The organism is Corallincola platygyrae, from assembly GCF_039544265.1.
Lineage (GTDB): Bacteria > Pseudomonadota > Gammaproteobacteria > Enterobacterales > Neiellaceae > Corallincola > Corallincola platygyrae.
Map to the genome: position 1 here is coordinate 38,830 of NZ_BAABLI010000012.1, position 13,368 is coordinate 52,197.

Consider the following 13,368-nt stretch of genomic DNA (forward strand, 5'->3'; position numbering starts at 1 on the left):
GTTTGGTTAAAGTGCCGAACGTTCGCACAAACCTTCATTGCTTGTGAAAAACTCAGGGGCAGCAGACGTAAGGTAGTTAGCTGACTCGAAATAAAAACGCGCCAGCCACAGCGATTCCATCCTCTCTAGAGCAGATAGATGCACATCATCAGCGTCCTCATCCGCCAGCGTGATGTTGTCATACTTAGAAAGAAAGGAATGGGGCACAACTCCCTCTTCATACAAACAGAACCCACTGCCCTGATCACCACGTAGAACCAATATTTGCTGTGCGAGTAAATCAATGGCAAACGGATCTGCGCCGGTGTCATTTTCCACGCCGATAAGTTGAATATCGATCGCGAGGCTTTCCGCCTGCGCGTATGCCGACAACACAGACCGCCCAAAGTCGTCGACAGCAAATAGATTTATCACCTTAAAATTGCAGATACCCGCTCTTCCTGCAGCTCTTTCTGCCTCACAGGGCTCTCCCCAACCAAAATCAAATTCGGGGATGAAATTGGTTAGCTTCAGCAGGGCCAACAAAGACTGAGCGGTACCAACCCTGAATTGATCCAGCTTTGTTGCAAGGAATGTCCAGAGCGCGTCGAGTTCCTCGTCACCTGGCCCTCCAGATTCTAGAAGAGACAGCAATTCAATTTCTTCTGCTTCGGTCAAAGGCTCAAGTGGCGATCCCGTCTCTGGCGAGTAGGTCTCTGGGATCGCGAGGAACGGTGACATTATCAATGCCCTATCAAAAACGTCCTGCCCTTCAATAGCAGCCATGGCAGCAACCGCTCCGCCCACACTCAGACCAGCAATGACTTTTGTTGGCCCAGGAGAAAGCTCTCCCAGCAGTACCAACTGTTCTGCAAAGTCGCGATAGCTTTGTGTATTTCTGGGAAGGTTGCTTGACTCTAAAACAAGTTCGCCGCTGTCAGGTGACAATCCATGCCCCGGTAGCGCAGGTAAAACCACATTGAACCCCAACGCACTGAGTTGCTCTGCCCAATCAAAATACTGCTGGTTACACGCAGTAAAACCATGGACAAGAATAATGGTACCTCGAAGAGAAACACTGTCATTGGCAGGAACAACTTGAGGGACGCAGGCTGGTTGCAGAACAAACTCGGGTATTGGCTCGCTCACCTCCGTTACCTGCTGCCACTGCTCGATAAACGCAGGTTCAAAACCGTTGAGTTCCTTTGGAGTGGCATCATCGTCATCATCTGAACACCCAACTAACGCTGCTAATACAAAGCAACTAAATAGCAGTCCCCATACCCGAATTGCTGTCACTGAATGGTTCCTTTGGCCGCACAGTCATCGATACGAAGTATAGGTGCTCCCTGATCGCCAGCCAGAAACAGCTAAACTGGAGCTAAAGAGATAAATGCGAGTACAAGTATGTCAGCAGATTCGGCAACTCACCTCAAAGCCTGGGCCATCTATCACCTGACTGATATTCCAGAGCAAGATGTTCAATCCGTCACGGGTGTGACAGATGTAAAGCCATACGTGCTTGTTGGCGAGATTGCCCAGGCCTGTGAAGATTGGCAGGAGGGTGAGTTTATTAAGTCGGGCTGGCTGACTCAGTGGAATATTGAACAGGGTCTGGTGAGCGGCATCACGGGCGAGTTTCAGTTGATCGGCCCCAGTGCTGCGCCATCGGCAATCAGTGAGGTATCAACCAAAGCCCTGTTGGAAATTATCGGCATGCGGAGCGCTCAAACTAGCCCTCCGCAATAACACCAGATTAACGGCTGAGTTCTGCTTCTACCCGCTCGCCTAGTTCACCTGTTTCCATGGCCAATGCGGGTGACAGATGGCTCGATACAATCGGCGCCTGTTCCGTTGTTTCCCAGGGCAGTTCTGGCCACCAGGCTGCAGTTTGAGGTTGGCCCAGCGTGACACTGTCGCCCGGTCGCGGCAGTAGCAAGCCTACCCCATGTTTTGCCGCGGCAACGCGAACCCGCTCAACCGGCTCAGTCCAGTTGTGCATCGCCAAATCAAAGGTTCCCCAGTGCACTGGCAGAAGTTTATTGCCCCTTACCATCCTATGCGCTTCAATCGCCTGCTCCGGGCCAATATGCACATCCGCCCACAGTGCGTTGTACGCCCCTGTCTCAATCATGGTGACATCGAACGGCCCCAGTCTGTCGCCGATATCTTTGAAACCAGGAAACATTGCCGTATCACCACTGTAATAAACACTATGCACTGGCCCTTTGATTGACCAGCCACACCACAGCGTTTGGTTCTGCTCGAAACCTGACAAACTGATTTCGCGGCCTGAGAAATGGCGCGCGGGTGTTGCAGTCAGCGTCAAACTTCCTATCTGATATTCACCCCACCAATCACGTTCAACGATGCGTTCTGGCGAAACACCCCATTGCTCCAGATAATCACCAATGCCCAGTGGGACTAAAAACAGAGGCACACGATCTTTTAGCTGGCGAATGGTTTGCTCATCAAGGTGGTCATAGTGGTCATGGGAGATCACCACCGCATCCAAAGGCGGTAACTCCGCCAGCGGCATTGGAGGTTGATGGAAACGCTTAGGTCCAGCGAAAGAAAACGGTGATGCACGCTCACCCCAAACAGGGTCGGTCAGTACCCGGTAGTCATCAATTTCAATCAGCACACTTGAGTGACCAAACCAGGTTAATCTCAGTCCCTCAGAGGGTGGCTGGTGAAACTCTTCCGCATTGCGTTTTTGTACCGGCAATGGGGCATCCGGCGACTTATGCTGCGCCTTATTGGTGAGCTGCTTTTTCAGCATTTCAAACAATCCGCCCATCTCTTGCGGCAGGCTGTTTCGAAACTTTCCTTCCTGCCACTGAGGTGAAAGCTGCTTCAAGTGCTGGCGCATCATGGCGGCAGAACTTGGCGTCGGTTGATTCAGATTAGTGAACAGCAGTACGAGGCCAAGAACCACCATGATGCCACCCAGCACAGTCCAGATATTGATCCATTGATTCATCTTTGAGCACCTCTATTGGATCAACATGCGCTGGAGCATGGCGTCATAGAAACGATCCCCCAACCATTTGCGAACCCACAGCATCTGCTTGGCAAGTTTGCCGGCGACGTAACGTGTTTTTGGTCTGTTCGCTTCAATCGCTTTTACGATCTGTTGCGTGATCACGGAAGGATGAGACATCGCTTTGGCTCGGCGCTCTCTCATCTGTGCAGAAAAGTCAGCAATAGAGCGAGCCATTTCAGCGTATGGCCCTTTGCCTGAGCGTTTGAGCATAGGACCAACGTAGACGTCATCAAATTCGGTTGCGATCGCGCCAGGCTCAATGATCACCACCTGCACACCGAACTGAGCGACCTCAAACCGCAGGCAATCGCTCCAGCCTTCGAGCGCATGTTTAGATGCCATATACCAGCTGTGCATTGGCCCATAGATCTTGCCGCCCACCGAACTGATGTTGATGATTTTGCCAGCACCACGTTCACGCATGTACGGCAATACCAGTTGCGTCAGCCTACCCAAACCAAACAGGTTTACTTCAAACTGATAGCGTGCATCTTCAATACTGATATCTTCTGCAGCACCACTGGTTGCGAAGCCCGCATTGTTGATAAGAATATCCACGCCGCCGTGGGTACGGGTGATGTGCTCGACCACATCACGAACATCTGCTTCGTCAGTGATATCCATCCTAAGGGTGTGGCAGCCTAGCTGTTTCAGATCTTCCATGTGACTTAATCGCCTAGCCACGGCGTAGACGGTATATCCCTGCTCAACAAGCGTTCTGGCCGCCTCTTTGCCAATGCCCGAAGAAGCGCCCGTAATAAGAACGGTTTTGGAATTCATATCTCTTGCTCTTGCTGCTCATTAATTGCCCACACTATAAAGGCGAGACCAGAGCTGCCGAATACACAATTCAACCTAACACTTGCACATTCCTCTAAACTTTTATCGTTTAGGGTAGGCAAAGCGGCTATTTTTGATAACGTATTTCTACAGGTTTTCACTCGATAGAAATTAATCGGATTGGCATTATGAACCGGGAAGAGAAACTGGCAGAGTTTTCATCTTTGGTGCGAAAACTCACTCCAAATCTGGGTATTACAGAAACAGTCATCCCCAGTCTGTTGCTGTTCAGAGAAACGCAAGGGCATGGCCGAGAGCCTGCTATCTATGATGCTGGCATTGGGATCTGCGCCAGTGGCCGAAAGAACCTATACTTGGACAACCAGTGTTATGAACAGAGTGCCGGCCAGTTTCTCGCCATGTTCCTGCCCATGGCTATCGAATGTGAAGTACTCGAAGCAAGTGAAGAGGAACCGCTGATGGGTATTGGTGTGTTCCTGGACCGCCACCGTTTGGCAAACCTGCTGTTGCGGATGGAGCAACACAGGGTGCCGTCTGACAAACCTGTCAGCGGCAAACAGACTTTCAACGCCTCCGGCATCATCAGTGACGCCATCAACGATGAACTGCTCGATACCAGCATTCGCATTGTAAAAGCCCTGCAGAATCCAGTGGAAGCGGCGCTGTTTGGGGATCAACTTATCGATGAACTCTACTTCCGGATCCTCAGTTACCAGTCCGATGGCGCTTTGAATAAACTATTGCAGCAGCAAGGACAGCTGCAGCAAATTTCCAAGGCTGTCGAACAGGTGCATCGTCACTTAGAGAAGAATTTTTCGGTCGAAGAGCTGGCCAGCATAGTCAATATGAGCAGTTCTGGCTTTCATAAGAAGTTCAAAGAGGTGATGCACCTGTCGCCATTGCAATACGCCAAACAGGTCAAGCTGGGTAAAGCACAAAACTACCTGATGGAAGGTGACAGCGTTTCCGAGGCAGGCTTTAAAGTTGGTTACAACAGCCCGGCGCAGTTCAGCAGAGAATACAAGCGCCACTTCGGTGAGGTCCCTTCCGCCATTTAACGACTCACCACTTAATAGCGCATCACATATACTTATGCGGTTAAAAAACGGATGGTGATGGGAAGGCGATATGTGTGGCCGTATGAATGTGATGGATGATCCTTTGACCCAGTGGCTTAGTCAGCAGCTGGGGTTGGATTTTCACACCCACACCAATCCGGATCTGCGGCCGAGCCAAACCATCGATGTGGTGGCCGCAGGAGATCTTCAAATCTCTGCGCGATGGGGGATCAAACCCAGCTGGTCAAAGCGGCTGCTGATTAATGCGCAAAGTGAAACTGTCGCAGAAAAGCGCACCTTCAAACAGGCATTTGCGGAAAGACGTTGTGTGATCCCCTTCAATGGCTGGTATGAGTGGCGTGATGAAGGTGGGCCGCGCAAGCAAAAGTACCTGTTTCAACGGCAAGATAGCCGTCCTCTTCTAATGGCAGGGATCTGGTACCCCGCAGAAACAGGCCCCGAACTGGTCACCCTAACCTCCCCGGCAAATGATGTTTGCGCCCCGATCCATCATCGTATGCCAACCCTGATTAGAGCTGACTCTATTCAGGGCTGGTTGACCGGAGATAGTCAAAACGCCCAACTGATACTGCACGCCAATGACGATGAGCTTATTCATTTTCAACAAGTGGGCTAACGCCCACAAAGTCCAATCTGCGCAAATTTAATCAGCTCTAAACCCATCAAACGCTTTGCCAGCCGATCCTGCAATGCGCCGCCAACGTTAGACATTCAAGAGATTTATCAGCGAGGAGCAAAAGATGTATCGCTTTTTGGTTTTGATATTGGCGATATGGTCTGGTTTAGCGATGGCAACCGAACAGCCCAAATATGAAGTTCTCTACCAGCAGGATGAGTTCGAGTTACGCGAATATAGCCAGATGATCGTCGCAGAAACGCTAGTCAATGGCGCGATGGACGACGCCTCTGGTGATGGTTTTAGGGCCATTGCCGACTTCATTTTTGGTAATAACAGATCCGCGTCTGGAAGTTCAGAAAAAATCAGCATGACCGCCCCCGTAACCATGGCGTCAGCATCTTCGAAGGTCAGTATGACCTCCTCAGCTGAGATGGAAGACAAACACGGCAAATGGCGTGTTCATTTTGTCATGCCAAGCGAGTACACCATGGAGACACTGCCAAAGCCCAATAGCGAGGCTGTCACACTCAGAGAAGTGCCGGTAACCCGCTTTGCCGTGATCAGCTTTTCCGGCCTGACAGGTGAGAAAAAGGTTTCAGCAAAAACCACAGAACTTCTCACTTGGCTTCAGGAAAAAGGCATAACGCCGCGTGGCGAACCCGAGCTCGCAAGATATGACCCTCCTTGGACATTGCCATTTCTGCGGCGAAACGAAGTCATGGTTGAATACTAATTGGCTGAGAAAGGACAACCATGAACCAAGTGAACCCGAGGAAACTGCTGCATAGCAAGTGGACGGCAGCAACGCCTGAAAACAGAGAGAAACACTTTATAGTCAGCGAAGTTGAATACGATGAAGAAGGGATCGTAGTCGAATGTGTTATAGAAGCGGTGCTGACTAAGCGCACCCAAAGCATTAACTGGCGAGATCTGAAACAATCGTCCCATTGGCGACACGGTTGGTGCTAAGTCACTTAAGCGACAATCAGAGTTAAAAATTAGATAGCAAAGAAGGTTGTTAGAAAGGGCTGCATTTGCAGCCCTTTCGGGTAAATTGCAGTTAGTGATGCAATGATGTACTACGTATCAGCGCTCTCTGCGGCATCTGTGGAGCCGAATTAAAAATCCTAAACAGGCGCTGAACAGTATCAGTTGAGAGGGCTCAGGGATGTCTCGGGGCAAGGGTAGGAACTGATCAATGTTTTCCACCCGAATCTCACCATTAAAACCCATACCATTTTGATCATAGAAACTAAGATACTCAGTTTCCGATACCATGCCATTGGTCACCGTAAGAACGTCACCAAGATCAAATTGCAGCCCTTGATCAAAGAAATTAACCACATCCATTTCCCACCCCAGAAAGCCATCACTCACAGCACCGAAGGTAGATATTTCAAACGGCTCAAAAGATGCCAGGTTCACCTCATTCTTTTTAAACTTCAACTTATAGTTAATAGCTTTACCGTCCGAGGTTTTAAAAACGTGTACTTCCTTAGCTCTTTCTTGCCGTGTCTTCTCGAAGGCAAACTCTATGAGCTTATCTCCGTTGACATCTTCCTTAGCATCGCGGCCAACAACAAAGCCATCTTTATCAAGCAGTAAGACGACCGCATCAGTGTTTTTATCCACGGTGATTTTTATCAGACCTGCATCCGCAACCAAAGGAACAAACAGCAGGGGCAGAGCAAAAACAACGACATATCTGGTTAAGATTTTCATCAGTGTTTCTCCCATCCAATTAATGGAATAGTGATCCCGGACAAGCGCGAGTTACGGCAGGAAAACATCAAACAGCGGTGTTTTTGAGGTGGCATCGGAGGCCATACCTAATACGGCGATAGAGCATGCGGCGATAGAGCGAGCGGCGATAGCCACGATATTATGCAACAAATTATAGCTGCACTGACGCAGAACGACGGGACACCTTTGCCGTCACCTCAACACTGTTTCGCCCCTAAAAAATTGGCAGTTATTCCATCTAGCTCAAGAAAACATCTACTTCTAACAGTTAGTTATAACTAGCCCACGGCGTTAAACCAACGATTGTGCTAACTCTATTGGAATGAACGCCTTGTTAACTGACTGGATGGTCAGAGGATGCAGTCCATGGAAAAGATAAAAGTTGGTATCAGCAGTTGCCTAATGGGCGAGCCGGTGCGCTTCGACTCGGGCCATAAGAAAAATGCCTATGTTAATAACGTACTGGCTGACTACTTTGAATTTGTCTCATTTTGCCCTGAGGTCAGCATTGGCCTTGGTATCCCTCGCCAGACCATTCGATTATCTCTGCAGGAAGATGAAGTGCGCTGTATCGGTACCAGAGATCCTGAGCTTGATGTCACCGAGAAACTTTACCAGTCTGCAGAGGACCAAAAACACTGGCATGCCGATCTTTGTGGCTACATTTTGAAAAAAGACTCTCCCAGCTGCGGCATGGAGCGGGTGCGGTTGTATAAGGGAGAAACACCAGAGCGCATTGGCGTCGGTCTGTATGCCAAACGTCTGATGGAGAACTTCCCCAATCTACCCGTAGAGGAGGAAGGTAGGCTTGGCGATCCCATTCTCAAGGAAAACTTTATTCAGCGCGTTTTTGTCTACCATCGCTGGCGTCAAATGACAGAGGGTGGGTTCACGATGAGGGATCTCACTGAATTTCACGCCAAGCATAAGTTTATTTACATGAGTCACCAGCCCAAGAAAGCCAGTGAGCTTGGCCGTTGGTTGTCAGAACAAGGAAAACAAGACCTACAGAAAACCAGCGAAACCTATTTGACTTCTATGATGGCATTGCTGAAACACAGAGCCACCAGACAGACCCACACCAATACACTCAACCACATCCAGGGCTTCCTGAAAAAACATGTCACCGGCTTAGACAAACAGGAATTAGTATCAACGATAGATAACTATCGACAGGGACTATTGCCACTGATTGTGCCTATGACCTTGTTGCGCCACCATTTTCTGCATCACCCCGATCCCTATATCGATAACTCCTACTACATGAAGCCACATCCGGGTGAACTGATGCTGTTGAACCAACTCTAAAAGTAAGAACGAGACGCTTTTCCAATCGTTGAAAGCGGCTCACCACCTTTCAGGCCCTCGGCCAAAAGGCGGTGATATTTGCAGCATGAGTCATCGTTCGTATCTGTTGAATTTCGTGTTTGACTGAGGAGTTGAGTATGAGTGCTCATAACTATTTTAGTTGGCGCCAAGCGGTCGAGGATGCAGCAACAGAGCAAGGGATCAGTGCTGACATGCTTTTGGCCCAAGACAGCCATATTTATCAAGACCAGTATTTTGAACAGCAGTTATCAGTGGATGAAGCCGTTGAGCAATTAAAAAGCAGCGTGATACCTGATCACTGATAGGCTTGCAAGCAGCAACAGTTATCGGGCTACGCCCATATCTACCAACAAAGGGATCTCTGCTGAGAATGACAAAAGAGATCCCACTTTCATGACGATAATTCCATCAACAACTCGGCGTTTGCCGAATATAGGTAAACGGCAAACGTTTCAGTAGGCGTCTACTCTATTGCCCCTGATACTCCAAAGAATTGCTCAGGCTCTTTCTCTTTACCATGTTCAACCACATAGGCGAGCTCAGTGGCTAGCGCTTGATCCATTTCTAATAGCACATCGTGATCAGCCAGCGCTTTCTGTTTGTTCCCCATCTGTATAAACAACACTCCTCGATACATATAGGCTTCACTCAATTTGGGGGACAGCTGGATCGCGCGCGAGTAATGGAACAGCGCTTCGCCATAGAACGTCTTGCCCTGCTTTCGCAGGCTATAGGCAAGATTGTTATGGGCCTTTGAAAACTTATCGTCTAGCGCCAACGCATCGCGGAATTTCTGCTCAGCAGCGGGGAAGCGCTTGGCCATCATATGCTCAACACCCTGGTTGTAGAGCTGCACAGATTGGCTTGGCTCTTTTTCGGCCAACTCAAAACCTGAACCAGCAGCATGTGCGCTGGGGAGCAGGCTGAATAGTGAAAACACGAGAGCCGCGAACACAGGCACCAATAGCGGATACAAAACGACTTTCATGGGATATTCCTGATAGCTTCATTTATCAGGGATACGCGCCAGAGCCGAAATATGTTCAGCAACTCACGCAGGTTTTTTAGCGATAGTGTTTAACCCGCTCTTCATAAAGCAGGTCTAGCGCCTCGGCAATGGAGTAGGCCAACTCTTTATCCAGATAGCGCTCAACTTCATTACTGACAAAGCGCGCGGATTGGTTATGCTTTTTGGCAAAGGCGGCAGATTGGATCTTCAGCTGGCGCTGAAATTGTGCCACCTCCTGTTCTTCCTGTATCTCCATCACCACAGCCTCGATATTGTTACCTTGCTCAGCCAGGCGCTCGACCAATTTGGGCTGGGTGATCGGATAGTTTTTGCAGACATACAGGATGGCATCTTTCAGGCTGTCGAACTGTTTGTCGAACAAAACGATCGGCATAGCTGCAGGCAGAACATCAGCGACCTTACTGCCATCAATCTCGTGACTGAACCCCTGAAAATTGCTGCGACGATGGGATTCCTCGCCCAACTTGAGACCCGCTGCGATACTGTGGTGTAGGGAGAAATCCAACTCCTCCAGCTCATCCTCATTCCATTTAAGGTAAACACCAATCGCCTTTTTGTACTTCGCGGCGATCTTAGTATGTACCCATTCCCGGCGCTGTTGAACCAATCCCATGGTACAGGGTTTAAGTAGAGCCACACACTCTTTACAGGCGGGAACCTGCAGGTTATCCGCCGACAGCTGGCGATACTGATAAGACTGCCAGTGGGCCTTTGGCGGTGCAAAATCAAACTCCGTCGCAATACAGCCGCAGTAAAAGCAGGTATGAAAATCTTCCGCTTGAATGGCTCTTAGTTGGCGGTATCGGTTATCAGGAAAAATCATGTACGCGTGTTGTTTCTTCGGCTTGGTTACAGATCAATGTTACCCAAGAAAGGTGTTTAAGGCACTTCGATTCACCCGCAATGACCGAGCCAGCTTTTAATAGAAAAGAGAGAAAAAGAACATATGTTGACCGAAATCAATTTATGTTACCAGTATCATTTAAAGCTAATAAAATAAGCCAAAATGCAAACCTCACAGTCCGGGAGAAAATGACAAATCTCAGCCAATTTAATGTAAACAAGCCCTGTTTGAATTCATCCAGCCATACAAAGCCAGTCATAACGAATTAAAATATTAATGTTTTAAATAATACTTTTAATAACTTAGATCAAATCATCACAAGTGATCAAGATCACGCTCTATCCAAACCCCTATTGATGTATAAATATTGACCAGTGTATTTTTCAACCACTCGCAGAAAGAAGAAAATAAAATGTTAGCGCAATCTTCTTACCTCATTTCTTTAATCCCGCGAGTAAGAAACTATAAAAACACAAAGGAAAACTCATGACTAAGTTAAAGCACATTGCAGCCGCACTGGGCTGTGCTGCGGCACTAAGCGCCTCGATGAGCGCTTCTGCCGCACCACGCACAGCCTTCGTGCATCTGTTTGAGTGGAAGTGGAACGACATTGCGATCGAATGTGAGCAGCACCTGGGGCCTAAGGGGTTTGCCGCGATCCAAGTATCTCCACCACAAAAGTCGATTGATGGAGGCGCATGGTGGACGCGCTATCAACCTGTTAGTTACGCCATCGAAGGTCGTAGTGGCAGCCGCCAAGAGTTCGCCAGCATGGTACAGCGCTGTAAAGCGGCAGGCGTTGATATCTACGCGGACGCAGTCATTAACCATATGGCAGCCTGGAGCCGTAACTTTCCTGAAGTACCCTACGGTTACAACGACTTCCACAACTGCACTTCGGAAATTAACTACGGCGACCGTTGGCAGATCCAAAACTGCGATCTTAGCGGATTGAATGACCTCAAGACCGAAAGCGAATATGTCCGTCAAAAGATCGCGGACTATATGAACGACCTTATTGGCTTGGGTGTAGCCGGTTTCCGTATCGACGCTGCCAAACATATCCCAGCTGGCGACATTGCAGCGATTAAAGGCAAACTCAATGGCAATCCCTATATCTTTCAGGAAGTGATTGGCGCACCTGGCGAGCCTGTGACACCAGGCGAATACACTTATATCGGTGACGTTACCGAGTTCAATTTCGAACGCACGATCAACGACAAATTTCTCAACAGTGGTATCGCCAGCTTTGATGGCCTGGGTAGCTGGAGTGGTTGGTTAGGTAGCAGCGATGCTGTCGTTTTTGTTGCCAACCATGATGACGAACGCCATAACCAAGGCAGTACCCTAACCCACGTAGATTCCGGTGAGCATTACTATCTGGCAAACATCTTTATGCTGGCTTATCCCTACGGTTACCCCAAGGTGATGTCAGGTTACTACTTCAACGGCAACTTTGACCAGGGTCCACCTTCAAGCGGTGTGCACTCGGGTAACGCCTGTGGCTTTGATGGCGGCGGCTGGGTCTGTGAACACAGATGGCGCGGTATTGCCAACATGGCAGGGTTCCGCAACCATACGGCTGATCAGTGGCGAGTCACTGACTGGTGGGACAACGGCTGGAACCAGATCGCCTTTGGTCGTGGAGGGCTCGGTTTCGTGGCCATCAACAACCAAGGTGACCAACTTAACCGCAGTTTCCAAACAGGCATGCCTGACGGTGAATACTGTGATGTTGTAAACGCGGAGTTCAACGAAACAAATGGTACCTGTGACGGCCCAACCCTGTTTGTCAGCAATGGTCAGGTGAACATCAATCTGACCGGTTACAAAGCCGCTGCGATACATGTAGGCGCTAAGATCGGTGACGTATGCACAGACTGCGGCGGTGACAGTAAACCCGCTTATGCCGTTGCTGAAACCAACGTGTGCTTTGATACAGCGACGCTGAACTACAGCAATCCAAACCTTTACTACTGGCTCGAACAGCCTGCTGGTACTTTGCCTGGAACTTCCTGGCCTGGCGAACCAATGGCGCAAAATGGTGACTTCTACTGTTACGATTTCAAACAGCCATTAACTAGCGTCAATGTTATCTTCAACCAAAATAACGGTGCGGATAAGACCGACGACCTGACATCCACAGGCTCGGGCTGTTACCAAGGCGGTAGCTGGAAGTCGTTGACTGAGTGTGGTTTCACCATCTCAGGTACACAGCCTGATCCGACAGAAATCGCAGCTTCGAATATCTGTTTCGATAATGCCTCGGGTTATGGCTCACCTCATATGTACTATTGGGCGGTCTCTCCAGCGGGCGCAGCCCCCACGGTAAGTTGGCCTGGTACTGCGATGACCCAGAAAGGCGATCACTACTGCTACGACTTGGGCACTGAAGTCTCTGCTATCAACATCGTGTTTAATGACAATGGCGGTTCTCAAACCGGTGATTTAAGTACCTCAAGCGACAAAGCTTGTTATGACGGCAACAGCTGGAAGTCTCTGACCGATTGCGGGTTTAAGGTAGTAGGCTCTGATCCAGATCCGGATCCCGACCCAGATCCAGTGGGCACCAGCCAGATCTGCTATGACAACAACGCCAACCACGCCACACCGTACCTCTACTACTGGAGTGTTGATGCGGCATCCAACGTACCTAACGCACAGTGGCCTGGTGTTGCCATGGTGCAAAATGGAAACGTTTACTGCCATGACTTTGGTACCGATCTGAACAGTCTGAACGTTATCTTCAGCAACCAAGGTTCAAATCAATCAGCAGACCTAAGTACGACGTCGGCAGCACTATGCTACAAAAACAATAGTTGGATTGACTTGGCTAACTGCCTGTAATGTCACCACTGTTTAAACCATAAAAAAGCGGGGCCATTGCTTTAAAGCAGG

The 13,368-nt window shown here is 49.2% G+C and carries 14 protein-coding genes; 8 read left to right on the top strand and 6 right to left on the bottom strand.

Annotation, left to right across the window (positions count from 1 at the left end; genetic code table 11):
• Window positions 1-6 precede the first annotated feature (6 nt).
• A complete protein-coding gene (locus ABEA14_RS10080) occupies window positions 7-1,278 on the bottom strand; it encodes an alpha/beta fold hydrolase (RefSeq protein WP_345339863.1) in 1,272 nt (423 codons plus the stop codon).
• Between the two features lie 108 nt (window positions 1,279-1,386).
• Between ABEA14_RS10080 and ABEA14_RS10085 the strand changes: the two genes are divergently transcribed.
• Window positions 1,387-1,728, top strand: coding sequence for a hypothetical protein (locus ABEA14_RS10085; protein ID WP_345339864.1), 342 nt, complete (start codon window positions 1,387-1,389; stop codon window positions 1,726-1,728).
• 7 nt (window positions 1,729-1,735) lie between these two features.
• Here ABEA14_RS10085 and ABEA14_RS10090 read toward each other — a convergent pair whose 3' ends face one another.
• Together ABEA14_RS10090 and ABEA14_RS10095 are read right to left on the bottom strand one after the other, a co-directional pair.
• Entirely contained in the window at window positions 1,736-2,962 is a 1,227-nt protein-coding gene (locus ABEA14_RS10090) for an MBL fold metallo-hydrolase (RefSeq protein ID WP_345339865.1), read from the bottom strand.
• 12 nt (window positions 2,963-2,974) lie between these two features.
• The gene (locus ABEA14_RS10095) at window positions 2,975-3,805 is read right to left on the bottom strand and encodes an oxidoreductase (RefSeq protein WP_345339866.1); all 831 of its coding nucleotides are present in this window, start codon (window positions 3,803-3,805) and stop codon (window positions 2,975-2,977) included.
• 188 nt (window positions 3,806-3,993) lie between these two features.
• On the opposite strand from ABEA14_RS10095, the gene ABEA14_RS10100 reads away from it, so the two are divergent.
• The 4 genes from ABEA14_RS10100 (at window position 3,994) to ABEA14_RS10115 (ending at window position 6,493) form a co-directional block, all read left to right on the top strand.
• Window positions 3,994-4,884, top strand: coding sequence for an AraC family transcriptional regulator (locus ABEA14_RS10100; RefSeq protein WP_345339867.1), 891 nt, complete (start codon window positions 3,994-3,996; stop codon window positions 4,882-4,884).
• A 70-nt stretch (window positions 4,885-4,954) separates the two neighbouring features.
• On the top strand, window positions 4,955-5,521 hold the full coding sequence (locus ABEA14_RS10105) for an SOS response-associated peptidase (protein WP_345339868.1): 567 nt from the start codon (window positions 4,955-4,957) through the stop codon (window positions 5,519-5,521).
• 124 nt (window positions 5,522-5,645) lie between these two features.
• A complete protein-coding gene (locus ABEA14_RS10110; RefSeq protein WP_345339869.1) occupies window positions 5,646-6,257 on the top strand; it encodes an SOUL family heme-binding protein in 612 nt (203 codons plus the stop codon).
• A gap of 20 nt (window positions 6,258-6,277) precedes the next feature.
• Window positions 6,278-6,493, top strand: coding sequence for a TIGR02450 family Trp-rich protein (locus ABEA14_RS10115; protein WP_345339870.1), 216 nt, complete (start codon window positions 6,278-6,280; stop codon window positions 6,491-6,493).
• Between the two features lie 117 nt (window positions 6,494-6,610).
• Here ABEA14_RS10115 and ABEA14_RS10120 read toward each other — a convergent pair whose 3' ends face one another.
• Window positions 6,611-7,246, bottom strand: coding sequence for a hypothetical protein (locus ABEA14_RS10120; RefSeq protein WP_345339871.1), 636 nt, complete (start codon window positions 7,244-7,246; stop codon window positions 6,611-6,613).
• A 387-nt stretch (window positions 7,247-7,633) separates the two neighbouring features.
• Between ABEA14_RS10120 and ABEA14_RS10125 the strand changes: the two genes are divergently transcribed.
• Window positions 7,634-8,575: a YbgA family protein gene (locus tag ABEA14_RS10125; protein ID WP_345339872.1), complete on the top strand. Its 942-nt coding sequence runs from the start codon at window positions 7,634-7,636 to the stop codon at window positions 8,573-8,575.
• A gap of 137 nt (window positions 8,576-8,712) precedes the next feature.
• Window positions 8,713-8,898, top strand: coding sequence for a hypothetical protein (locus ABEA14_RS10130; RefSeq protein WP_345339873.1), 186 nt, complete (start codon window positions 8,713-8,715; stop codon window positions 8,896-8,898).
• Window positions 8,899-9,059: 161 nt separating this feature from the next.
• On the opposite strand, the gene ABEA14_RS10135 is transcribed toward ABEA14_RS10130, so the two are convergent.
• Complete coding sequence (locus ABEA14_RS10135) at window positions 9,060-9,584, bottom strand: tetratricopeptide repeat protein (protein ID WP_345339874.1); 525 nt, start codon at window positions 9,582-9,584, stop codon at window positions 9,060-9,062.
• 76 nt (window positions 9,585-9,660) lie between these two features.
• Entirely contained in the window at window positions 9,661-10,449 is a 789-nt protein-coding gene (locus ABEA14_RS10140; RefSeq protein WP_345339875.1) for a hypothetical protein, read from the bottom strand.
• A 507-nt stretch (window positions 10,450-10,956) separates the two neighbouring features.
• Between ABEA14_RS10140 and ABEA14_RS10145 the strand changes: the two genes are divergently transcribed.
• Window positions 10,957-13,317, top strand: coding sequence for a starch-binding protein (locus ABEA14_RS10145; protein ID WP_345339876.1), 2,361 nt, complete (start codon window positions 10,957-10,959; stop codon window positions 13,315-13,317).
• Window positions 13,318-13,368: the final 51 nt, after the last annotated feature.